Source organism: Vibrio antiquarius, assembly GCF_000024825.1.
Classification (GTDB): domain Bacteria; phylum Pseudomonadota; class Gammaproteobacteria; order Enterobacterales; family Vibrionaceae; genus Vibrio; species Vibrio diabolicus.
Map to the genome: position 1 here is coordinate 2,236,258 of NC_013456.1, position 21,684 is coordinate 2,257,941.

The following is a 21,684-nucleotide window of genomic DNA, read 5'->3' on the forward strand; positions in this document are numbered from 1 at the left end:
GTGTTAGTTATCCGTGTCCTACAGTCTTGGATAACAGGTTAACAATCATCACACCAGTGAGGATAAACCCAATGCCAACAAGCGCCGGCAAATCTAGCCGCTGTCCATAAACAAAGTAGCCAACCGTCGCAACTAAAACAATACCCGCCCCACTCCATATGGCGTAAACAACCCCAACAGGCATCGTTTTTACCGTGACGGAAAGCAAGAAGAAAGCAATGCCGTAACCAATCAGAACGACTGTACTCGGCATCATTTTCGTAAATTGCTCTGTTTTGGGAATATAGGAAGTGGCAATCACTTCACATACAATCGCGATCGACAGCGCCAACATTGGCGGCATAGAGACAAGCATTTTGAACATAAGGCATTAACGCTCAACAGAAATGTAACCGACAACACGTCCGGATAATTAGGTCGCGCATTATACCCAACTCATCTCTCGATGGAATACCTCTTACTCAAGCAGCTTCAAAATGCAGGATTCACAGCGTGATCACTTGAATATAGAGACATTCACACGCCATCGCTTTCACTCACTTCTTGATGAGTAAGCGACAGGCCTGCTTTTTGGTGCTGCCGAGCAATTTCAAAGTAGATGTGCATATCAATTGGCTCTGGTGTATTGAGTAGCATCTTGCCCACTTCTCGTTGAAAGTGACCATAATTACCTAACTCATCCGTCAGCCCTAGCTGCTCGTAAGAAGCTTCATTGGCAAACATTCCATAGGCATACTGATAATGACTTAGATCCTTGCTCTTATCATGACCAAGCTCTTGAAGGGCTTGATCAATTTCTTTCGGCGTATAAGTATCTTTATCGCCAAACAAGCGCAATAGTACGCTAGGAACCTCTTGAGCGATGCTCTGAATTTTTGTCTTTCTTTTAAAAATACCGAACATAATGTCCTCCACTGACGATGTTTCCAAATACACACTTTAATGCATATTGGTGAGCTGATTGTTTTTAGTATGGCTCATTAATCTGAGACTTCCTTACAACGAAGTCACTTTCGCATATTAACGTGATCACATAATTACCAGCAAATAGTACGACCAGCGTTTCAAACATATCTCATCAGAAACTCCGCTCTAGTCACAATTGTGTGACAGCTTCGAGCTCGGTTTACCATAATGTAAAGAGTAGATTGAAAAGTCATATTTCGTATCGACATCTAAACTTAATTAAGTTAGCTTTAGAAGTATAGACGTCTAGATTGACTATGCTTAGGGAGAGAAAGTCGTGCCAATTAGAATTCCAGATCAATTACCAGCCACCGATGTGCTAAGGACAGAGAACATCTTCGTAATGAGTGAAACGCGTGCTGCGAGTCAGGAAATACGTCCTTTACGAGTGCTGATCCTGAATCTGATGCCCAAAAAAATAGAAACTGAAACTCAGTTTTTGCGTCTACTCTCAAACAGCCCATTACAAGTCAATGTCGAGTTATTACGCATTGATAACCGCCCAAGCAAAAATACGCCAACCGAACATTTGGATACTTTTTATCGTCAATTTGAAATGGTGAGAGATAAAAATTTCGATGGCATGATCATTACTGGTGCCCCACTAGGTTTGGTTCAATTTGAAGATGTCATTTATTGGGACCACCTAAAAACCATCATGGAATGGGCAAAAGATCATGTGACATCGACTCTTTATGTCTGCTGGGCAGCACAAGCAGGACTGAAGTTGCTCTACGATCTACCTAAAAAAACGCGTAAAGAGAAACTTTCAGGCGTGTACCATCACCAGATTCATCATCAATTCCATCCTATGTTACGTGGGTTTGATGACACATTTTTAGCGCCTCATTCACGCTATGCCGACTTTTCACCTCACTTTTTAGAAGAACATACCGACTTAGACATCCTAGCCACATCGGATGTTGCAGGTGTTTATTTAGCTACAACAAAAGACAAGAGAAATGTGTTTGTTACTGGGCATCCTGAATACGATTCGCATACCTTACATAACGAATATATCCGCGATTTAAGCGAAGGCATGGAACCAGCCATTCCCGTCAACTACTATCCAAACAACAATCCTGATAATCCACCAATTGCCAGTTGGAGAAGTCATGGACATCTCCTCTTTTTAAACTGGCTGAACTACTGCGTTTACCAGCAAACACCTTATGATCTTGATCACTTCAGTGAAGACGCTTTTACTAAAGACGATTAACCTCAAAGCTCGCAAACAAAGCGCTTATGATGCCTAAATGTAATATGTGAACCAAGCCGCCATATGGCGGCTTTTTCATACCAGTTTGCAAACCTGATCGCATAGTGTTTTTTCCTCAATAGGCTTTTGCTACGTAATTCATATCATGCTGGGAGATTCAGGGATGTAGGGACAAAGAATGAAAACAACAAAGCTCGGTGCACTACTATTAATCTCTCAGTTTGCACTTGTGGGCTGCGTGACGGTGAAAAAAGATGGTAGTCCTGTCGTTAAAGCCGATCCTGTAGCAATGGCAGAATCACGTATCGCACTTGGCCTAGGTTATTTAGAAGGCGGCAATATGATTCGCGCGCATGATAACTTGCAACAAGCCTTAACCCACGCACCTCAATACTATCGTGCTCAGTTATCGATGGCTCACTACTATGAAACGGTTGGCGAAGATGCTAAAGCCGAGCAAATGTATAAACGCTCTCTACGCCAACACACCAAAAACGGTAACGTGCTCAATAACTACGGCACCTTTCTTTGCAAGCGGGGTGACTTCGAGAAAGCCGATCAAATGTTTAATCGAGCCATTGAGCAGCCTTATTACTATCTCATTCCGGCCAGTTATGAAAACGCCGCATTTTGCGCGTTGAAGTCACAAGATAAAGACAAAGCGAAATACTACTTCGCCCGAGCTATTGATCATGACCCTCATAGGCCAAAATCTATTTTGCAGCTAGCCAAGCTAGAAATTGATAGCGGCAATTACACTGAAGCCAGAATTCGATTAATGAGATTTAATCAAATGTATGGCGTTAAGAAACCCTCTTTACAGCTCATGATTCAACTTGAACGTGCAGCAGGTAATGAAGCACTCGAGAAAAAATATCAAAAGCAATTGGAGATATTTTCTTAACACGACATCATGATAAAGAAGGTGTACTCGCTCACAGACACTACTGAACTTGACTAAGAATCCAGTGAATTAAAACCCACGGTGACACATTCATCCTGTACATAAACTTCAAATTCGGTACTATTTGAACGGAATAAGTGACCAAGTCACATTATAAAAGTGCGCTAGTAAAACGAAATTTGTACATCATACTGTTTCTACTATTGATTTGGGGCGCATTGATAAATGCTAAATATTACTGACATGCACCAGAAGGAAGTTGAAGCCGGATGAAACCTGCCTGCACTCTGTTATCACTCACTTTGCTGAGTTCGCCTTTTGTCGTCAGTGCACAAGAAAATATTGAAAAAACATTCACGTTTGGCATTGTTTCCAATAAAGCTCAAAGCAAAATCAAAAAGTCGACGCCTTTTACGCAGTACGTGACCAATGGTTTGGCTGAATACGGATACACCAAGGGTGCAGTAAAAGTATTTAAAAATTATCGCCAGCTCGCGGTGGCACTTGAAAATGGCACCGTTCAAATTGCAACAGCCACCCCCTTCAATGCAATGACCCTCGAGGCAGAGTCTGGTAGCCAAGCCATTGCCATACGCTGGAAAAAAGGTTTACAAAAATATCATACGGTATTCTTTACCCACAAAGAGAGTGGTATCGAGTCGATTTCTGACCTGCGCGGAAAAACACTTGTTTTTGAAAAGCGTACATCCACCAGCAGCTATTACTTACCCGCTATTACACTGCTTAATCAAGGGGAGAAATTAGAATACCTCCCCTCCTCCGATGACAAACCAGCCAAAGACAGTATTGGATATTTATTCCTTGACGAGCACTTGGCTCAATCGAATGAAATCAACCTTTCAGTATGGGTGTATAAGCAGAGAGCCACTGCAGGAGCGTTCAGCAATTTCAATTGGAGCAACCCTAAAGATCTTCCAGAAAGCATGAAAGACAAACTAACGATTTTCGCTCGCTCGGTAGAAATACCTAGAGACTTAATTCTCGCCTCTCCGACCTTAAGCCAAGATCAGCAACATAAAATCACGTCAATATTGCTCGGTATGGAGGCATCTCAGCAAGGTGCTTTAGCACTTAAACAGTTCCAAAACACGAAAAAGATCACCGCTCTAACGCCAGAAATGTCCGCGTCCTTAAATACCGTTCGAACATCTATTCACTTGTTACCGAAGGTGGATTGATGTTCCACAAACTCTCACTCGAAACTAAATACATTTGCTCGACCATTTTTGTTGTCCTGTTTGTCGTAGTGATAAACCTCGCACTATACATGCATGGTTACGATACGTACTCAAATAACTTAACCCGCCAAATCACCGAGAACTCACAAGAAAAAACAGAGTCTTACGTCAAGCAAAAAGGATTGGTTTACGCAGAGTTATTATCAAAACAACTTTTTGACCCACTCTATACGGATAATATCAGCCAAGCGTACGAGCAAATTAAAGCGACATTAAGCCAACCAGATGTCTCGAAGATACACGTTGTTGATAATGAAGGGCTAATCTTTCACGACGGTACGACTCAGCTGAGTATGTTTGCCCAGCCTCATTACCGTTCTCGCTTTATTTTAAAAGCAATAGAAGAGTCTAGAATTCTCATTTCTTTTTCTAAACATCAATTAGAAATTGCTGCACCGATTCAGCAATCGAATATCACACTGGGCGCGGTGTATCTTGAACTCAACCTAGCACATCTATTAGAAGAGAAAGAACAAAACATTGCGCAAGTACAAGCGCTTACCTCAAACGATAAGCAAAAGATGTTTAACTTGCTGCTCACGATCAGTGCGATATCCGTTCTGCTCGGAAGTGCCATCGCGTATGCTTTGGGTCGCTCATTAATAAAACCACTCAAACAACTTAAAGAACAATTTACAGAGTCAAATACTCAAGCACTGCCAATCACTGATATAAAAAGTAAAGATGAAGTGGGTGATCTTATTTCGGCGTATAACAAAATGTCCAACAAAGTGAACCGATACACAAGCCGGGTGGAGTTCATGGCGTATCACGACATTCTTACCTCCCTGCCTAACCGAGAAAAGTTGCTCATTGATATCCAAAAGCAAATAACGAACCGCAAATCACCCTCACTCGCGGTTGTTTTTATTGATCTGGATGACTTTAAACATATTAACGATAACTACGGGCATAGCATCGGAGATAAATTGCTAGGTCATCTCGCCTCAGAACTTCAAGGTCGTTTGCCGAGTTACTTCCAGCCTCTTTACCGTCTTTCAACCATCGTAAGCCGAGTCGGCGCTGACGAATTTGTGCTGGTCTTTCCATGCAAAGACAGCCTCCACGCTAGAGAAAAAGCGGACGATATTCATCGCCAATTGCTTTCTCCTTTTAACTTGGAAGAGAACGATATTCAAATTACGGCAAGCCTTGGAGTCGCGGTGTATCCGGAATTTGGCTCAAACGCAGAGTCTCTTTTACAACTCTCCTCACTGGCGGCGCAAGAATCTAAACGACGCGGTAAAGATATCATGACGATATACGATTCCGCGTTTGATGAGACAGTGAAGCAGCGCTTATACATAGAAAAAGAACTGCGCCGCTCAATACGTGATTTGTCTCAGTTCGAGCTTTGGTATCAACCCCAGTTCGACCTCAACACCTACCAGTTGATTGGTGTTGAAGCATTGGTTAGGTGGAATCATCCGGAGAAGGGTTATATTAGCCCAGAATTATTTATCCCGATTGCAGAACAAAGTGACTTAATTTTAGAGCTTGGTGAATACCTCATCGAGACAGCAATTAGCCAGCGAGCACAATGGGCGGATCATTTCGCTGCTGATTTTCATATCGCATTAAATTTGTCTCCTAGGCAGATCTACCGCCAAGATTTAAGTCAGCTCTTTTCGAAATATTTACAACAATATCAAGTCCCCCCTAAAACCATTCATGTTGAAGTGACAGAGTCTCTGTTTATTGATGATATTGAGAAAGCGCAGTACGTGCTCAAAAAATTACAAGCTAACGGCGTAGAAGTGTGGCTAGATGATTTTGGAACTGGGTACTCTGCCCTCGCCTACCTACAACAAATGTCGTTTGATGGGCTTAAAATTGACCGTTCATTTATTGCTCAAATCCAAAAAAATGAACAAGATGATTCATTAGTCCGTGCGATTATATCCATGGCTCATAACCTAAGAATGAGAGTGGTAGCTGAAGGCATAGAAACCCAGACCCAACTAACAAGGATGGAATCACTTCACTGCGACGTTGTTCAAGGCTTTTTCTTGGGTAGACCGGTGCCGGCAGAAGAAATCATAGAGTTTGAGCAACAACGCCAAGCAATAGATGACTCAACCGCCAGCAACTATGCTTAACTGAATAATTTATCGCGTTCATTGAATTAAAGGGGATTCGTTCTGCAATATCGGTCACACTTCGCCATCTCACAAGTATGAATTTCCTCTTAAAATCCAACATTTGAGATAGGTACACTACACTTTTCATATCAACTCTTTGGATATGGAAACGCGTGTGGTCGGGATATTTGCTTGGAACAACCTGTCTGTAAAGCAGAAACTTTTTGGATTGGTCCTACTACCAATCTTATTGTTATTGCTTCTTGCAGGTAAACATGTACAAAACCTCTCTATCCAAGCTCAAGAACTTCAAAAAGCACAACTCTTCTCCCAATATATAGATCGTGTTTCCTCACTGTATTATTTGACGAGCGATCCAAGGGTCGCGAATAACGCTCAAGAAACCCGCCAGCTCGTTCAAACTTTACAAGATACAGCTTCACCTGTTTTTGGCGACAATGCCGATATATTAAATCAGCTCACGAATTTCGAAGAAGCAACACTGTCAATGCTCTCGTCCAATAATACAGAAGATAAGTTAGATGCTGCTGAGTGGCGTGCCGACACATTCAAAGAGATTCTTTTGAGTTTGGATAGAGTCTATTTCAGCCATGTAAGTTATGAAACCAATACTCACCTCTCCTCATTGATGCAGCTTGAGTGGTTAATGTTTTGGTCAACAGAAGAGCATAGACTCAGCAAATACTTAGTGGAATCTACAGAGCAGGGGCAGATTTACGATCCAGCTATCCAAGCCAGTATCCAATCATTAATCCAGAACCAACAACTGCTGTTTGAACGCTTTGTCACACTTAATGCGAATAAGCAGCAAGTCAACCTCCTCATCGAAACCTTTACCGATAATGTCTTTGCTAAAAGCCAAGCATTTCGAGCCAATTTGTTGCAGCCATCAAACCTTAGAGTATTGACACCCACTCAAATAGATGACGGGTTATCTGCGCTTTATAAACGCTTAAGTTTATTACGTAACGTTGATGACCAGATGGAACAGCAACTTATTAAGGATATATCCAAGACGATCAGTGAAACAACACAGCACCGCATTGGCTTCATTGCGCTAATGAGCCTCGTGACATTGCTGATTGTGAGTTTGACACTGAGGTTAGTGCGCAAAGTCACTGGCAACTTGAATTTAGTCCTCGAATTCCTAAGTCGAGACACTTACGAAGAGGACAACAATGAAAACTCACCACTGACAGAGTTGACCAAAGGGAAAGATGAGCTCAGTAAGTTTGCTAAAGAGGTAAAAAAACTGAGTTACGAACGTGAGCAGTCAAGACAAAAGTTAACTCAAGCCAAAGAAGATGCTGAAAAGGCGAAAGATGATGCCATCGAGGCAAGCAAAGCCAAAAGTAGCTTTCTGGCGAATATGTCTCATGAGATTCGAACCCCGTTAAACGGCGTTATTGGCATTTCAGAAGTTTTGTCAGACACGCCGCTAACGGCGACACAGCGTGATTATGTCGACACGATAGAAACCTCCTCGCAATTACTGTTGAGCCTAATAAATGACGTTCTGGACTTCTCTAAAATTGAATCTGGTATGTTGCTTATCAGCCCTCATTCAACCTGTGTTCGTGAATCCATCTACGATATTGCTTCTATTATTTCCCCGAAAGCGAAAGAAAAAGGCATCGACGTTCAAGTCAGCATCAGCCGCAATACGCCCTATCACGTTATGTTGGATGATCACCGTATACGCCAAATTATCATGAACTTCATGTCCAATGCCGTAAAGTTCACCGAACAAGGCTGCGTTGAACTCTCTGTCATCACTAGAGAAATCAAAAATGGTGAAGCGAGCATCGAGTTTTCAGTCAAAGACTCAGGGATCGGTATTGATGAGCAGCAACAAAAAAAGATATTTGCTCCTTTCGCCCAAGAAGATAACTCCACCACCCGACAGTTTGGAGGGACAGGGCTCGGGCTTGCAATTAGCACGCAGCTGGTAGAGTTGATGGGCGGTGAGATTCAGCTTGAATCCGAGAAAGGAAAAGGTAGCCGATTTTTCTTCGAACTTACGGCTCCAATTGTGACTCAAGAGTTCAATGGCTATCACTCCCTTAATCACAACGATATATGGATAGTTTGCAACAACCCTACTTTGGAGCAAAAGCTGCGTGACGAGTTGAGCTTTTTCCACATCAATGTTCAGCAATCAGTAAATACACTGGATGCTCTGCCAACGTGGATTGATAACGAGCGCATCATTGTTATCAACGTAGAAACTTCTCCAAATACCGCAGCCAAACATCTAGGTGAAATGAAAAGACTTTGCATGCAAAATGTTCGAGTTTGTCTTATTAAACACCTTCATAGTGCCCAGCGTGATTTTGGTAACAGCATTAGTGCATTGGTCACTCAACCCCTCTTAGGACAGCGCTTAGTAAAAGCACTTGAGACTTGTGCTGCAAACTTCCCTCAAGCAAACAAAGAGAACACAACAACACCCAATGCTAAGACTCTCCCAAAAATCTTGGTGGTCGACGACAACACCGTCAATCAAAAAATCGCAGGATTACACGTCACAAAAGCGGGCTTCGACTTTGATATCGCCGTAAACGGAGAAGAAGCCGTAGATATGTTTCAACAGAATCAATACTGCTTAATCCTAATGGATTGCATGATGCCGGTGATGGATGGGTTTGAAGCAACCAAAATGATCCGTCAAATTGAAGCAAAAGAAAAACGGACGGTCAAAATCCCAATTATCGCGCTAACAGCAAGTGTAGTCGATGATGACATTCAAAAGTGTTTTGATGTTGGAATGGATGATTATGTGCCCAAACCTTTTAAAGCGGGTTTGTTGAAAGAGAAATTAGATAAAGCCATTGGACTACGCATTTCCAATATTGTTTCTGATGAAAAGCGACTGGCAACAAACACCACTCACACTCCTGAAAAAACCTCGCATGCTGAACAATCAGAAGCGACCGTGACGCCTATTCGCTCAGAACGGATTTTGCTCGTCGAAGATAACAGAGTAAATCAAAAAGTCGCTTCGCTGCTTTTATCCAAAGCAGGTTATCAATTTGAAGTGGCCGAAAACGGACAGGTTGCGGTCGAAATGTTCCAAAAAGATGGTGGGTTTGACATCATTTTGATGGACTGCATGATGCCGATCATGGATGGGTTCGAAGCCTCACGACAAATACGCGCCTATGAAGCAAGTAAAGGTCTTCCTAAGACTCCCATCATCGCGCTAACGGCAAGTGTTGTGGATGATGACATTCAACGCTGCTTCGATTCAGGCATGGACGCTTATGTACCCAAGCCTGTTCGTAGAGAAAAGCTGTTGTACCAGATTGAAAATGCGATATAGGTAGCGATGATGAGCGGCGACATTTCTCTCCTCTGTTTTCTTTTGCGCTGCATAAAACGCTACCTATTCATTGTTGTTTTCCTTCTACCCATAGATAGTCAAGTACTTGCTGCAGAGAGCTACGCCGTTTTCTCGTTTAATAGTGAGTTCTCGCCCCTAACCATCAATAAAGCGCGAAAGTTGTACAGAGGAAAAACGCAACTCTTACAAGGGCAGAGAATTGAGCTATCTGACTGGCCAGCGACATCAGCGGAGAGAGCGGAGTTCTATCGCTACCTTCTCAATAAAAACTTGGCGCAAATGAACGCGCACTGGGCGAGCTTGTCTTTTTCAGGCAAAGCGAGACCACCCAAAGTGATTGCAAACTCTAGCATTGATGCGCTGATCATGTGGATGCAAGAAAAGCCCAATCGGATTGGTTATGCCCCTGCGTCGAGCGTGCCTGGAAATGCTCGTATTTTGTGTGTGGTGAGCTCGGAGGATTAATATGAAAAAATATTTGACCATGTTATCACTGAGTGTTGTCGCCTTTCCGAGCTTAGCCACCATTGAGTTATCAGATCACCTGTCTTTGAGTGGTTTTGGTTCGACATCTTGGTCTAAGTCGGATAACTCCACAACGGTTCTCGTCAACCGCTTTATTCATGATGAAGCCTGCTACGATTGTGACACAACCTTCGGCCTGCAGCTTGATTACTTTTACAAGGCATTTCGAGCATCCGCACAGATAGTCAAGCGTCCGCAAGATCATTGGAGCTCGCCCCAATTAGAGTGGGCATATTTAGCTTATACCTATAAAAATATAGAGATACGTGGGGGACGATTGAGGCTGCCGCTGTTTTTGATGTCTGAGTATAATTATGTCGGTCACGCTTTTACCCAAGCTCGACCACCAAATGAAGTGTATGACAGCATATTAGGCATCACCGCTTACAATGGTTTATCCATTCGCTGGAATCACGACCTCAATGAGCAAATCATGCTTACTGCAATGCCATTTATAGGGTTTAAAGACAGCAGTGATGTCACCCTCAACGAAGAGACTGAACTGAAGATCGAATCAGACAACACAGCCGGAATAAACTTAACACTCAGCGGAAATGCCTACCGTTTGAACTTTTCTTATCTACATGGCGATTATGACCAAACTACGGTTCTCTCCAATACCAAGCAATCCACACCTGAAGGGGGAGCCATGTTAATTGACCGCTTGGTTCTAAAAGAAAAAGGCAACACGATTGACCAGTTTTCTCTAGGAGTAAGGTATGAGCTTGATAACCTTGTGATAATGGCTGAAGGACAAACCAGCAACATTTCCTCCTCTTGGTACGCAACAACGGGTTACAACGTGAATAAATTGACGCCCTACATAGTTTACGGCCAACAGTTTAATAACAATGATACAAAAAATGGGGACAGCTATCTGCTTGGGGTGAGATACGACCTAGATTATAACGTGTCACTGAATGCTGAATGGCAAAAGTTTAACGCCCACAATAACGATACTGGAGCGTTTTCATCGATACCAGAAGATAACAGCGCCAATCTTTACACCCTGATGTTAAATTTCGTTTTTTAACTTTTCTATACTGACACCGTATAAACCGTGGGCATTTACCTTTGTTATCGTTGATACATGTTGTGCGTGATTTGACGCTCTTTGTAATAGAATTCTTTGTCATGTTTGCCTATCTCTCGCAATACACGACACGGGTTCCCTACCGCAACAACATTACTTGGAATATCTTTTGTTACCACGCTACCGGCACCAATTACGCTGTTTTCTCCAATCTTGACGCCAGGCAATACCACTGAGTTAGCGCCGATCCATACATTATCACCAATATAAATAGGGATATTGAATTGCGCAACTTCTCTTCTGAGCTCCGGTTCAATCGGGTGGCCTGCCGTTGCTAGTGTCACATTGGGTCCAATCATGACGCTATTGCCAATGTAGATATACGTATCATCGACTAGGGTTAAGTTAAAGTTTGCATACACGTTATCACCAACGTATGTATGCCTCCCCCAATTCGCTCGAAGCGGCGGCTCAAAATAGCAGTTGTCACCAACAGCGCCGAGCAAACGTCGTAATATTTCTGTACGCTTTTCAGATTCAGAAGGCCGAGTTTGATTGTAATCGTAAAGAACTTCTAAACACTGTGTTTGCTGCTCGACTAACGCTTCATCATTACAAAAATATATTTTCTGACTATGAAGCATTGATTCACTATCCATAATATCCTCCGTTCTATCTGCCCAGTAGCCTCAGGCTGCTGGAACACCTCGCAGTACGAGTTCCTGTCAAGATTGGCTAACAGAATGCATGATGTCGTTTTTTGCAATAAGTTTAATGACATGCTTGCGAGGCCTAACGCAAAATACCGAATAACTTGAAAGAAATATGTGAATCAGACGATTAAATAACACAAAGATCGATGCAGAGTTAGCTTTGTTTATCTCGATTCATTTTCAAGCGCTTTTCTTTACGTCGTAACGCTCGGAAAAACTTCGACTCCTCGTGATACCAGCCGATAACACTAACCGGGAAGCCCACTAGCATCATGATAAAAAGATCCGCGGGCAGCTGCTCCAAAATATCACTCAGGGAGTGCAGCTCACCAAAAATGAATAAACCAATGACTTTACCAAGCAATAGTGCGCAACAAATCATAAAAAAAGACTTCATGATGTAATGCCATTTGCCTTTTTTACGCTCTTCTCGCCAATAGGCATATTTATGTTGTCGGTCGTACATTCATCCCCCCCCCAAGTGACAATGTCACTAGCCACAAACATTCAGGCAAAGTAACGGCTTTAGCTGCACTCTAATGATAGTGTGAATCAGAAGCGAATGCTTGTCATGGCAATGAGAAAGCGGCACATCATGCTGCGCATTTTACGACCTTATGGACGCTAGCATGATCGTGCAATACAGAGAGATATCAGCTTGTTAATTACGGAGTGAGTTAATGTTTTCGGAACACCCAAATTGGACCAATAAGAAGAAACTGCAAATCTTCGAAAAAAGACGGTTTCTTCCCTTCTATTTTGTGACCAATGAACTGCAAGATCCACAGGACACCGAATAGGAGCATCGAAATATGCAGTACGGGCAGCGCCAATACCTCCAAAGACCATATCAGGCCGATGCACGCTAATGTATACCCTAACATCATCATAAAGACGCTGAGAGACAAACGAAAATAGAAAACCCATACCGGTATGACAGCAATCCAGACCCAGTTAAACTCGAAACCCAAGATGGAGATTTGAGGAATTGACCAAATTAGACCGACCACAGATAGGTAAATACCCGGAACTGCGATTGTGTGAATCTTTTGGTTGATGGGGTTTTGATGGCTCTCCCCATATTCTTTTAGCCATTCAGATAATGCTCGCATATCATTCCTACTTTTCCGCCTACTTATTCTTATATAGCTTGAGGATGGAAAAGGTGCGAATTTTTCTGTAATAGCTATTACTGACCAAGCAATGCTCGTTGCACTTTTGGTAGTTTGGCAACGACGAGAGTATAAGAGCGCTCACATAAATCCTGAATCAATCCATCTTCCACATCACCATTAAAATAAACCGTTATCCAGTGACGCTTATTTAGGTGATAACCAGGAGTGATGTCCGTAAACTGCGATGTTAAGACTTCTCCATCTTCTGGCTTTACTTTTACGCTGACATACTCCCGACCGTTTCTCTCTGCAATAATCGCAAACATTTTACCTTTGATTTTGTATACAAGCGCTTCTGGCCCAAATGGGAAATCACTCTCTGCACACATAAAGGTACTTAAATAGCCTTCTAACTCTTTGCTTCTCATTCCGTCCCACCCTTCCTGTATCTTTTACTCAAACAAAGGCAATAGTAGCCTTAACGCCTGGTTAACCTGCTCTTTCTCATTACCTTCTAAACCATGTAGTAGCGATTGCTGAACGTCCACATGCTCTAAGATCAACTTGTCAATTAAGGTTAAGCCCTTTTCAGTTAACTCAACGGTGACACTGCGTCTATCTTCTTTACTGTGTGTTCTGGTAATAAAGCCTTTCTTCTCGAGTTTATCTAATCGGTTCGTCATCGCGCCCGAAGTGAGCATCATCGAATCAATTAGCGCCGAGGGAGTAAGGCAGTATGGTGAACCTGCTCGGCGAAGTGTCGCCAACACATCAAATTCACCCATCTTAAGATCGTACTTCTTATGTAGGTCTGCGACCCGACACTCCATGTGCTTAGCAATTCGCATTAGCCGCCCCATAATTGCCATCGGTTCAGTGTCGAGCTCTGGCTTCTCCTTAGCCCACTGCTCTACCACTCTATCAATTGCGTCCATGGTTTCTCTCCAAACGTCATTTAATTTTTATTTTAACATAAAGATACTTTACAAAAAGTAACCTTACCGATATCTTTACAATTAATTATCTCAACGTAAAGATATTTAACATGAATATTTTGCTTGCAATGATCCCGGCTTTTTTTTGGGGGACAACTTATGCTGTTACTCAGTTTACGCTTCCGGACTGGCCTCCCGTTTTACTTGGTGCGCTAAGAGCATTGCCTGCGGGTCTTTTGCTCCTCGCAATAAAGCCATCTTTCCCGAAAAAGAGTGAATGGAAAGTGCTGCTTGTTTTAGGAACTATCAACATCGCTTGCTTCTTTGGTCTCATTTTTGTCATGGCGTTGACGCTTCCTTCTGCGATCTCAGGTGTCGGTATGGTATCAGTGCCCGTTTTTGCGATGCTGTTTGGCTGGGCAGTCTATAAGCGCCAGCCAAGCGCAATACAGGCAATAAGTGGAGCGACTTTGATTGCTTTGGCTTGGTTCTTATTTGATCCTAGTTCTATTTCGCTCAACCCTATGGGTTTGCTGGCGATGATCTCCGCCATCATGTGTATTGTGGTAGGTAGTAGCGTAACGAAATCACTAGGAACGAAAATGCATTGGTGGACAGTATTAACATGGCAGCTCATTTTGGGTGGTGTGATTATGTCTGTCGCAACAAGCGTGCTAGCAATAAACAATCCAGAGCCATACGTTACAGCCATTCAAAACTTATCAATGACGAACACCCTTGGGCTGCTGTGGGTGATCATTCTGAACACTGCATTAGGCTACGGCATGTATGTTTGGCTATTGCAGCGTATGTCGGTCGTTGACTTTACTTTTGGTGGCATTGCCAACCCCGTTGCGGGCATTGTGTCAGGTTTGCTGCTATTAGGTGAGACTTTCACCCCTCTCCAATACAGCTTGATGCTAGGGATGATTGTTATGTCATTGCTCCCTCAATTGATCGCTTCATTAAAAACTAAAAAAGCCGCCCTTTCTTCCTAAGTAAAATCCTAACGCCCGATGCTAAAATCGGGCGTTCATATTCTCTGTAAACTCTGTTTGAATTCTAAGACTTCAACAGGTTTTTTATGGAACAGTGAACCCAAAAAGGTTCAGCAATAAAAAAGGTGCCGAAAGACACCTTTAATAATGAATACGCCCCATTATGCCTTGCTTTAAGTCATCACAAGGTTGTTAATAGGCTCTGGTTTAGCGTAGACATACCCTTGAATAAGGTAAATAGAATGCTGAGCCAAATACGCGACTTGAGCCTCGCTCTCTACACCTTCTGCAATCATCTCACATTCCGCTTTCTTTGCTGCCGAGACAATAGAATCTAACACTTTCAATTTTTGGTCATCAGAGCCTATTGGATCGATGAACATCTTATCCACTTTTAAGCATCGGATACCCAGATCTTGCAAATAAGAAAAGCCGCCATACCCAGTCCCAAAATCGTCAATTTTGAACTTGTAGCCTTTATTCGCCAGATACAAAATCTCTTTTTTCGCTGCCTCTGTATCTTTTACAGGAATTCGCTCGGTCAACTCAAAATGCACTCTCTTCGGACATGGCCAATTCAGTTCTGACAGTAACTTAGTGAGTTCACCTGATTCTAAATGGGAAGAAACAATATTGATGCTGACCCACACATGCTCAGGCAATACACTAAGATCTTGTATGATTTTACGAATAAGCTGATTCGTCATTGGGACAATCAGACCACTTTCTTCTGCAGCGCCAATGAACATGTTTGGCGACACCATACCCTCACGACGAGACCACCGAATCAGTGCTTCATACCCCACTGTCGCACCATCACGGCTATCGACAATCGCTTGGTAATAAGGGACAAATTCCGCATTATTAATCCCATTCTGGATCAAGCCTTTGATAGACTTTCTCAAGCTCTTACTGGACACATATACAAACGCAAAAGCCAGCCCCATAAGCACACTGACTAGGCCTCCCCATAGAAAGACTCTTTCCTGAGCATAGCTCTTCAGTTTCTCGCCACTGTGTATTTTGATGAGCATATTGGCTTGAGAATCAGCCGAGAAGAATAACTCCTTTGAAACTGCCGCTTCTTCTGCTGCAATGGCTGGTTTTCCTCGACTTATTGTTAAATCTCCAAATACAGGCTCATCATATATAAACTCGACGAACAAACAGTCTTCACAAGGCGTTTTGATCACTTCTTTAACCCAACTATTATCGAGAACCCAGATAACTTCGACATGTTCATTTTCATAAATGACCATCCACTCAACTTGATCTTGGTGTTCCGGTAAAATAAGTGATACAAAAAAGTTTTCGCCAAGCTGAAATCGTTGCGCATTGGATAAATGAGATACTTCGCGACCAATCGTGGAGCATGTTTTACCGTCATTCGTTTCCATCGCAATAAAACGGATGTAACGATTATAAAAACGTGGGTCGCGTAATGTTCTAACATCACTATTACTGCACGTGAAATCTAACTGCGAAACCTGCTTTACAATCGCCTCATCCAAATACATGGATCGTTGGTGTAAATAATCGACATAGGTGTCTATTTTAGTCTCTTTGATATAGCTGATGTAAAAATTGGCTATTGAATTAAAAGCCACAACAAAAACTGCAATGGGAACTAGGCCAAGCAAAATGGCATTTCTTGTTATCTTTGTAATCAAAGTTCCTCCTAACGTTCAGCCAAACAACTTAAATTAAAGAGTGACATGAACACTATCTCACGTTCACACACCAAAAAGTGAGGATCGAATCTCAATAAGAAGTATAGAAGCGCAAGGCTTGCCACAGAAAATGAGAGTACTGCTGCATATCCAAGATAGCAACTCTCTTGAGTGAGACTTACCGACGATAATCGCGAGAAAAGAGGGGCTTATGCTCAACATAACCAATGTATAAAACGACTTTTTTGCCATCCAATGACTCGCCACAGTCACTAACTTTCTAATTGACCTTTGAAGGCACTAGCAACACACTGCATGATAAAATAGGAAAAGCTACTTAGAGCTTTTTACCAGCATTACAGGCTTATCGACCAGGGAGGGTCATGAAATGAAATTAGCTCAATTAAATATTGCGCTTGCTAAATATCCTTTGGATGCACCAGAAATTAAAGATTTCGTAGACAATTTGGACTTAATTAATGGTATAGCTGAAGAAAGTGAAGGCTTTATCTGGCGTCTAAAAGACGACTCCGGTGATGCAACAAGCATTAAATTATTTGATGACCCGAACATGATTGTAAACATGTCTATTTGGGAAAGTACTGACTCACTTAAAAACTTTATGTTTCGTACCGGTCATAGAGATTTTATGCGCCGAAAAAGCGAATGGTTTCATCGTCTAGCGGAGGATAGCTATGTTCTGTGGTGGGTAGAAGACGGTTATATACCAACACCACAAGAAGCCTTGTTACGCCTTCAGCATTTGCGCGAAAACGGAGATACGCCATTTGCTTTCACATTTAAAACAAACTTTACAGAAGCAGATCTTGTGTAAAGTACACGTATGCCAAAGAACCGGCGTTCAAATTTACACTGACTATAAGGTTAATTGGTGTGAATCACTGTCAGTTCTACCGACTTACTCGGAAAGAAATGCAAGTGAACGCATAAAATGCGTTCACTAGGTTTATCGTTCATAGGGTGTTCTATTTCAGAAATAAAGTTCATTCGTGTTAAATTTACGGTACCATGCACAATTGACCAAATTGTAGTTATTCATGATTATACCAACTAAGACTCCCTCTCCCCTGCCCTCTGATGTATCTTGCTCTAACTGTAAGGCTTGTTGTTGCCGTCTCGAGGTTATGATTATTTCAGATACTGGCGTACCTGAAGAGTTTATTGCGCGTGACCAATATGGAGGCGAAACAATGATGCGGCTAAATGATGGTTGGTGTGCAGCTTTAGACAGAGACACATTAATGTGTACGATTTACGAAAATAGGCCTTGGATTTGCCGCGAATTCGAAATGGGCTCCAATGAATGTTTAGATGAACGAGTTAAATTCTTGTAAAACCACTCAAATTTACACTGATGGCAATGCGGAGTATTTGTAGAAAGTGTGCAAAGGAAAAGTAAGGTGTTTAAATCTGAGTATCAACAAATTATGGATACAAAAAAGCCCACCGTTTGGTGGGCTTTTTCTAAAATTTGGTGGGTCCGGGCGAACTCGAATCGCCGACCCCTACCATGTCAAGGTAGTACTCTAACCAACTGAGCTACGGACCCAAATTTTGTGTTCCTAACCATTCAATTCAGAATGGTGCGTCCGAGTGGACTCGAACCACCGACCCCCGCCATGTCAAGGCGATACTCTAACCAGCTGAGCTACGGACGCATTTCTCTGGAACGACGAGGATATTAGCTATAAGCGAACGACGGTGCAAGCACAAATTTACCAACTTTGAACCGTTTGGCGAAAATGTAAACTCAACACGCGTTTTCAGATGATTTTATCGACAAGGACTGAGCCTGCAGGGTTTAAAAGTGTGATCTATATAACTTTTATTATCTCACTTAATTGTCGTAAGGCACTTCACTGAGCATCCAAATCTGTAAGGTTTGCGATACCTTAGGGCAAGTACCAAATAAAATCTGATATTTAGGTTTAAATGGTTCGCCGATATAGGTTGTACGGATCAACTCTCCTGTTTTGACATCCACTTGAGTGCTCACCCTGCCTTTGAAGTTTTGAAATATGACAAACTGCTCACTGTGATAAACCATTTGCTCTCGGTAAAACAAGAAATGATCTTGGGGTGTCTCTGTTAACTCACACTCCAGTGGTTTCAAATTAGGTATCGCACTAACATTAGATGCGATGAACAACGCTGACAAAATCCATCCGTATCGCATATGGCTTCCCTATTCTGCACTCTTTTTCAAAGTATAGGTCTTGCCTTGGGGACTGATACAAAAAAGGCTTTGATCATATCGAATCAAAGCCTCATCCGTTTTGCTGTTCAACTGTCGTCTTTAGTCGTCCGACTCAAACACCACATTGTAATTCTCGGTGTAAGTACAATTTGGTTGGCGGCTGCAAGTAAAGAAGCGTCGACCTTTGAATTCACCTTGGCTTGCGGTTTTAATGATCATCGGACTGCCGCATTTTTTGCAAAAGCGCACTTCTTTATCAGGCTCAATCAAATCTATATGTGCCGCAAGCAAACGACGTAATCGCCCAACTTGATAACTGTGCTTTATCGAAGCGCCGATTAAAGGTAGGTTTGCTGTCTTACAAACATGGATCAGTAACTTTTGTCTTTCTACCTTGCCCTTGCTTAACTCTTGCCCGTTATCCAATTCAACGATCACACGCGGCTCTAGCGTCCTAGGATCACAAATAACGTAATCAAAATAACTTCGAGATATGCGATTGTTCGCGACAAAAAACTGCTTCTTATTTTTGATTTCTTTTGGCGTAACCAAACTGGACATGTTTACTTTCGCGAATACCACCGCATGTTCACCTACCGCTGCCCTCAACGCATTATAGAATGCGCTCTCTTGCCCCCTGAGTAACGGTCCTTTCGAGCGATAAGGATAATCACGCGTGTCGTCGTGCTTAATCACGTACTTTTGAATAACAAAGAAGAATAAAACCAGAAGAACAACAATGATAAAAATGTTGGTCATAAATAAAGTGCATCCAAAACAACTCGTTGCTCAAAGCGTAAATGGAAATGCTATGCAGAGCAACAAAACCTCGCAATTTTGAGGATCCACGACGATAGCGAGAAACAGAAAATTTTGCTCCCCAATAAAAAAGAGCCAATCACACACTCTGATTGGCTCGTTTAAATTTTGTTAGTACATTATGATGCTAAGAATCAACTATTAGCGTCTGGCTGATTCTCTGGCATCGCATCAATAAAAGCAGGCAATTGATTACATGCTTGCACAACAGCGTTAATGGTTGGGTAAAGAGAAGTATCTACACCAAAGCGTTGTGCGTTATAAAATTGTGGTACCAGACAAATATCGACAATAGATGGCGAGCTTGTCAGGCTAAACTTACAATCACCATTTAGTTTACGATGCTTCTGAAGTTTCTCTTCTAATGCCGTAAAACCTTTGTGGATCCAGTGATGAATCCAAGCGACTTTGCGCTCTGGCTCGCAAGCTAACTCCCCCTCTAAATACTGTAGAACTCTTAAGTTATTCAGGGGATGAATCTCCATTGCAATATCCTGAGCCAAAGCTAGCGCTTGGTATCGAAGCGGCGTTTGCTCGGGGATCACAGTGACATCCGGATAGTGTTCTTCTAAGTATTGAATGATGGTCAGTGACTGGGTTAACTGAACCTCCCCATCCACCAGCACAGGAACCAGTTCAGAAGCGTTTAACTCATGGTACTCGTCACTGTGTTGTTCGCCACCATTGCGCACCAAGTGTACCGATTTTGAATCATACGATAACTCTTTAAGATTCAAACAAATACGCACACGATACGCCGCCGATGATCGCCAGTATCCGTATAAAATCATGCCATCGCTCATATCATCTCCCAACTGGCGCTCTTAATGCTTGAGATATTGGCTAACTTGTTGGTCAATCGAGCCAAAGATGTTGTTGCCATCCGCATCAAACATTTCCAGTTTGATTGAGTCGCCAAACGACATGAAGTTAGTCGACGGTTTACCATCACGAATGGTTTCAATCATGCGAACTTCCGCGATACATGAATAGCCAACGCCACCTTCTTCAATAGAAGTGCCATGTTCCGTTCCCTGCTTGTTGGATACCGTACCTGAGCCTATAATCGCCCCAGCAGATAGCGGGCGCGTTTTAGTCGCGTGAACAATTAAGTCTGCGAAATCAAACGTCATATCGATACCTGCATTCGGGCGACCAAACGGCTTGTGGTTGTAGGTCGAGACCAGTGGTAAATGCACTTTGTTTTCGTACCACGCATCGCCTAGTTCGTCAGGTGTTACTGCCACAGGAGAAAACGCAGAAGAAGGTTTAGATTGGAAAAAACCAAACCCTTTAGCTAATTCTGCGGGAATTAGCCCACGCAGTGAGACATCATTCACCAGCATGATCAAACGAATCGACTCCTGAGCCTCTGCAACACTTGCGCCCATTGGTACGTCACCAGTTACCACAGCAACTTCGCCTTCGAAATCAATACCCCATTCATCACTCGCAAACTCGATGTTGTCACAAGGACCAATAAAGGCATCAGAGCCTCCTTGGTACATCAGCGGATCCGTCCAAAAACTCTCTGGCATTTCAGCGCCGCGAGCTTTTCGAACCAACTCAACGTGGTTTACGTAAGCACTGCCATCAGCCCACTGATAAGCGCGAGGAAGCGGCGACTCACAGTAGTGCGCTTCAAACTCTTCATACCCTGCGACTGTGCCATTATTCAGTGCAACGTATAGCTCTTCCAGTTGCGGTGCTAGCGCATCCCAGTTATCAAGTGCCACCTGCATCGTCGGAGCTAAGTTCATGGGGTGGAATATTTCTGTCGCAGGTACGCAGCGCGTTAAGTCTTTGCTCACGACCATCAACAAACCGTCACGAGTGCCATTTTTCTTGGTTGCTAATTTCATCCT

At 42.7% G+C, this 21,684-nt stretch carries 22 protein-coding genes and 2 tRNA genes; 10 read left to right on the forward strand and 14 right to left on the reverse strand.

What is annotated here, in order from left to right:
- Positions 1–7: 7 nt before the first annotated feature.
- Together VEA_RS10440 and VEA_RS10445 are read right to left on the reverse strand one after the other, a co-directional pair.
- A complete protein-coding gene (locus VEA_RS10440; RefSeq protein ID WP_065646842.1) occupies positions 8–343 on the reverse strand; it encodes a DMT family transporter in 336 nt (111 codons plus the stop codon).
- 173 nt (positions 344–516) lie between these two features.
- Positions 517–903, reverse strand: coding sequence for a DUF6559 family protein (locus tag VEA_RS10445; protein ID WP_012841885.1), 387 nt, complete (start codon positions 901–903; stop codon positions 517–519).
- A 340-nt stretch (positions 904–1,243) separates the two neighbouring features.
- Between VEA_RS10445 and metA the strand changes: the two genes are divergently transcribed.
- The 7 genes from metA (at position 1,244) to VEA_RS10480 (ending at position 11,351) form a co-directional block, all read left to right on the forward strand.
- Positions 1,244–2,185, forward strand: a complete 942-nt coding sequence (gene metA / locus VEA_RS10450) for a homoserine O-acetyltransferase MetA (RefSeq protein WP_006741610.1) — start codon at positions 1,244–1,246, stop codon at positions 2,183–2,185.
- Positions 2,186–2,363: 178 nt separating this feature from the next.
- A complete protein-coding gene (pilW, locus tag VEA_RS10455; RefSeq protein WP_006741611.1) occupies positions 2,364–3,089 on the forward strand; it encodes a type IV pilus biogenesis/stability protein PilW in 726 nt (241 codons plus the stop codon).
- 269 nt (positions 3,090–3,358) lie between these two features.
- A complete protein-coding gene (locus VEA_RS10460; RefSeq protein ID WP_006741612.1) occupies positions 3,359–4,288 on the forward strand; it encodes a phosphate/phosphite/phosphonate ABC transporter substrate-binding protein in 930 nt (309 codons plus the stop codon).
- Positions 4,288–6,447 (forward strand): GGDEF domain-containing phosphodiesterase, encoded by a 2,160-nt coding sequence (locus tag VEA_RS10465; protein WP_006741613.1) that lies wholly within the window; start codon positions 4,288–4,290, stop codon positions 6,445–6,447. Before VEA_RS10460 ends, VEA_RS10465 begins: the two co-directional genes overlap by 1 nt.
- Positions 6,448–6,604: 157 nt before the next feature.
- Positions 6,605–9,772: a response regulator gene (locus tag VEA_RS10470; protein ID WP_012841886.1), complete on the forward strand. Its 3,168-nt coding sequence runs from the start codon at positions 6,605–6,607 to the stop codon at positions 9,770–9,772.
- A gap of 9 nt (positions 9,773–9,781) precedes the next feature.
- Complete coding sequence (locus VEA_RS10475) at positions 9,782–10,258, forward strand: hypothetical protein (protein WP_012841887.1); 477 nt, start codon at positions 9,782–9,784, stop codon at positions 10,256–10,258.
- Between the two features lies 1 nt (position 10,259).
- Entirely contained in the window at positions 10,260–11,351 is a 1,092-nt protein-coding gene (locus VEA_RS10480; RefSeq protein ID WP_006741615.1) for an outer membrane protein, read from the forward strand.
- A 44-nt stretch (positions 11,352–11,395) separates the two neighbouring features.
- On the opposite strand, the gene VEA_RS10485 is transcribed toward VEA_RS10480, so the two are convergent.
- The 5 genes from VEA_RS10485 to VEA_RS10505 all read right to left on the reverse strand — a co-directional run bounded on the left by VEA_RS10485 (position 11,396) and on the right by VEA_RS10505 (position 14,114).
- Positions 11,396–12,010 carry a sugar O-acetyltransferase gene (locus tag VEA_RS10485; protein ID WP_006741616.1) on the reverse strand — a complete coding sequence of 205 codons (615 nt, stop codon included), beginning with the start codon at positions 12,008–12,010 and terminating at the stop codon, positions 11,396–11,398.
- A gap of 208 nt (positions 12,011–12,218) precedes the next feature.
- Positions 12,219–12,530 (reverse strand): hypothetical protein, encoded by a 312-nt coding sequence (locus VEA_RS10490; protein ID WP_005393448.1) that lies wholly within the window; start codon positions 12,528–12,530, stop codon positions 12,219–12,221.
- A gap of 211 nt (positions 12,531–12,741) precedes the next feature.
- Positions 12,742–13,176 carry an Mpo1 family 2-hydroxy fatty acid dioxygenase gene (locus VEA_RS10495; protein WP_012841889.1) on the reverse strand — a complete coding sequence of 145 codons (435 nt, stop codon included), beginning with the start codon at positions 13,174–13,176 and terminating at the stop codon, positions 12,742–12,744.
- 77 nt (positions 13,177–13,253) lie between these two features.
- Positions 13,254–13,607, reverse strand: a complete 354-nt coding sequence (locus tag VEA_RS10500) for an MmcQ/YjbR family DNA-binding protein (RefSeq protein ID WP_005393450.1) — start codon at positions 13,605–13,607, stop codon at positions 13,254–13,256.
- A 24-nt stretch (positions 13,608–13,631) separates the two neighbouring features.
- Positions 13,632–14,114, reverse strand: coding sequence for a MarR family winged helix-turn-helix transcriptional regulator (locus VEA_RS10505; RefSeq protein ID WP_012841890.1), 483 nt, complete (start codon positions 14,112–14,114; stop codon positions 13,632–13,634).
- A 110-nt stretch (positions 14,115–14,224) separates the two neighbouring features.
- Between VEA_RS10505 and VEA_RS10510 the strand changes: the two genes are divergently transcribed.
- Positions 14,225–15,112, forward strand: a complete 888-nt coding sequence (locus VEA_RS10510; protein WP_005393452.1) for a DMT family transporter — start codon at positions 14,225–14,227, stop codon at positions 15,110–15,112.
- Between the two features lie 173 nt (positions 15,113–15,285).
- On the opposite strand, the gene VEA_RS10515 is transcribed toward VEA_RS10510, so the two are convergent.
- Positions 15,286–16,782: an EAL domain-containing protein gene (locus VEA_RS10515; protein WP_006741617.1), complete on the reverse strand. Its 1,497-nt coding sequence runs from the start codon at positions 16,780–16,782 to the stop codon at positions 15,286–15,288.
- Between the two features lie 388 nt (positions 16,783–17,170).
- On the opposite strand from VEA_RS10515, the gene VEA_RS10520 reads away from it, so the two are divergent.
- The gene (locus VEA_RS10520; protein ID WP_005393454.1) at positions 17,171–17,617 is read left to right on the forward strand and encodes a DUF3291 domain-containing protein; all 447 of its coding nucleotides are present in this window, start codon (positions 17,171–17,173) and stop codon (positions 17,615–17,617) included.
- Positions 17,618–17,840: 223 nt separating this feature from the next.
- On the forward strand, positions 17,841–18,137 hold the full coding sequence (locus VEA_RS10525; RefSeq protein ID WP_074191235.1) for a YkgJ family cysteine cluster protein: 297 nt from the start codon (positions 17,841–17,843) through the stop codon (positions 18,135–18,137).
- 138 nt (positions 18,138–18,275) lie between these two features.
- Here VEA_RS10525 and VEA_RS10530 read toward each other — a convergent pair.
- From VEA_RS10530 to VEA_RS10555, 6 genes are all read right to left on the reverse strand, one after another.
- Positions 18,276–18,352: transfer RNA gene (locus VEA_RS10530), tRNA-Val, on the reverse strand.
- Between the two features lie 32 nt (positions 18,353–18,384).
- A tRNA-Val gene (locus tag VEA_RS10535) sits at positions 18,385–18,461 on the reverse strand.
- Positions 18,462–18,640: 179 nt separating this feature from the next.
- Entirely contained in the window at positions 18,641–18,979 is a 339-nt protein-coding gene (locus VEA_RS10540; protein ID WP_005377830.1) for a hypothetical protein, read from the reverse strand.
- A gap of 120 nt (positions 18,980–19,099) precedes the next feature.
- Positions 19,100–19,759 carry a DUF2726 domain-containing protein gene (locus VEA_RS10545; protein WP_006741618.1) on the reverse strand — a complete coding sequence of 220 codons (660 nt, stop codon included), beginning with the start codon at positions 19,757–19,759 and terminating at the stop codon, positions 19,100–19,102.
- Positions 19,760–19,953: 194 nt separating this feature from the next.
- Complete coding sequence (gene maiA / locus VEA_RS10550) at positions 19,954–20,622, reverse strand: maleylacetoacetate isomerase (RefSeq protein WP_006741619.1); 669 nt, start codon at positions 20,620–20,622, stop codon at positions 19,954–19,956.
- 21 nt (positions 20,623–20,643) lie between these two features.
- Entirely contained in the window at positions 20,644–21,681 is a 1,038-nt protein-coding gene (locus tag VEA_RS10555) for a fumarylacetoacetate hydrolase family protein (protein ID WP_006741620.1), read from the reverse strand.
- Positions 21,682–21,684 lie beyond the last annotated feature (3 nt).

Excerpts from the sequence above, each read along its gene's own strand:
- VEA_RS10440 (WP_065646842.1), bottom strand. The coding sequence starts at position 343 with ATGCCGCCAATGTTGGCGCTGTCGATCGCGATTGTATGTGAAGTGATT.
- VEA_RS10525 (WP_074191235.1), top strand. The coding sequence starts at position 17,841 with ATGATTATACCAACTAAGACTCCCTCTCCCCTGCCCTCTGATGTATCT.
- VEA_RS10540 (WP_005377830.1), bottom strand. The coding sequence starts at position 18,979 with ATGCGATACGGATGGATTTTGTCAGCGTTGTTCATCGCATCTAATGTT.
- VEA_RS10460 (WP_006741612.1), top strand. The coding sequence starts at position 3,359 with ATGAAACCTGCCTGCACTCTGTTATCACTCACTTTGCTGAGTTCGCCT.
- VEA_RS10555 (WP_006741620.1), bottom strand. The coding sequence starts at position 21,681 with ATGAAATTAGCAACCAAGAAAAATGGCACTCGTGACGGTTTGTTGATG.
- VEA_RS10500 (WP_005393450.1), bottom strand. The coding sequence starts at position 13,607 with ATGAGAAGCAAAGAGTTAGAAGGCTATTTAAGTACCTTTATGTGTGCA.
- VEA_RS10480 (WP_006741615.1), top strand. The coding sequence starts at position 10,260 with ATGAAAAAATATTTGACCATGTTATCACTGAGTGTTGTCGCCTTTCCG.
- pilW (WP_006741611.1), top strand. The coding sequence starts at position 2,364 with ATGAAAACAACAAAGCTCGGTGCACTACTATTAATCTCTCAGTTTGCA.
- VEA_RS10445 (WP_012841885.1), bottom strand. The coding sequence starts at position 903 with ATGTTCGGTATTTTTAAAAGAAAGACAAAAATTCAGAGCATCGCTCAA.
- VEA_RS10475 (WP_012841887.1), top strand. The coding sequence starts at position 9,782 with ATGAGCGGCGACATTTCTCTCCTCTGTTTTCTTTTGCGCTGCATAAAA.
- VEA_RS10505 (WP_012841890.1), bottom strand. The coding sequence starts at position 14,114 with ATGGACGCAATTGATAGAGTGGTAGAGCAGTGGGCTAAGGAGAAGCCA.
- VEA_RS10485 (WP_006741616.1), bottom strand. The coding sequence starts at position 12,010 with ATGGATAGTGAATCAATGCTTCATAGTCAGAAAATATATTTTTGTAAT.
- VEA_RS10520 (WP_005393454.1), top strand. The coding sequence starts at position 17,171 with ATGAAATTAGCTCAATTAAATATTGCGCTTGCTAAATATCCTTTGGAT.
- maiA (WP_006741619.1), bottom strand. The coding sequence starts at position 20,622 with ATGAGCGATGGCATGATTTTATACGGATACTGGCGATCATCGGCGGCG.
- VEA_RS10545 (WP_006741618.1), bottom strand. The coding sequence starts at position 19,759 with ATGACCAACATTTTTATCATTGTTGTTCTTCTGGTTTTATTCTTCTTT.
- VEA_RS10490 (WP_005393448.1), bottom strand. The coding sequence starts at position 12,530 with ATGTACGACCGACAACATAAATATGCCTATTGGCGAGAAGAGCGTAAA.
- VEA_RS10495 (WP_012841889.1), bottom strand. The coding sequence starts at position 13,176 with ATGCGAGCATTATCTGAATGGCTAAAAGAATATGGGGAGAGCCATCAA.
- VEA_RS10465 (WP_006741613.1), top strand. The coding sequence starts at position 4,288 with ATGTTCCACAAACTCTCACTCGAAACTAAATACATTTGCTCGACCATT.
- VEA_RS10510 (WP_005393452.1), top strand. The coding sequence starts at position 14,225 with ATGAATATTTTGCTTGCAATGATCCCGGCTTTTTTTTGGGGGACAACT.